The 503-nt window shown below is 46.9% G+C and carries 1 pseudogene; it reads right to left on the bottom strand.

From position 1 onward, the window contains the following. Nucleotides 1–60: 60 nt before the first annotated feature. A pseudogene (locus R7044_RS28490) lies at nucleotides 61–503 on the bottom strand (hypothetical protein); the annotation flags it as partial.

Raw genomic sequence — 503 nt, 5'->3', positions numbered from 1 at the left:
ATATTCAATATTGTTGGTTTTATTTTATTTTGCTGAATTAATACAAGTAAGGCAATTCACTCACGCCCGTTTTAATTCCTCTCGGAATTCGTCTGCAATATCCTGAATGACCTTGAAGCTGATCCCCTCCGTCCGGGTCTCAACCGCTTCTGGCTCTGCCGTGTAAAAGTCCAACTCTTCAATCTCTTCGATCACCTCTCTGAGATTTTCATCGTCCTCGGCAGCGTCCAGCACTTTCGGCACGTTGTGCCTTGCCTTCTTCCACTCAGAATCAACCATCTCGTAAACGATCACCGCTTCATCATCTTGCTTGGCTGCTAGTTCTTCATCGGTCAATTCGTCTATACAGGCACGTTGTTTCAAACCATGCGACCAGAACAAACGGCGCTTGCCCTCAATGGCTTTAGTGTACTCAAGCCAACGCCGTGCCCACTCGCGATTACCTGCATTTAAATCGGCAAAACGAGACAAGAACCCGAAAGGGTGCATACCCTGTTTTTTGC

This window comes from Vibrio sp. 1402 (genome assembly GCF_033340275.1).
The sequence above is the reverse complement of the archived record's forward strand: the minus strand, read 5'-3'. Positions and strand labels throughout refer to the sequence as shown.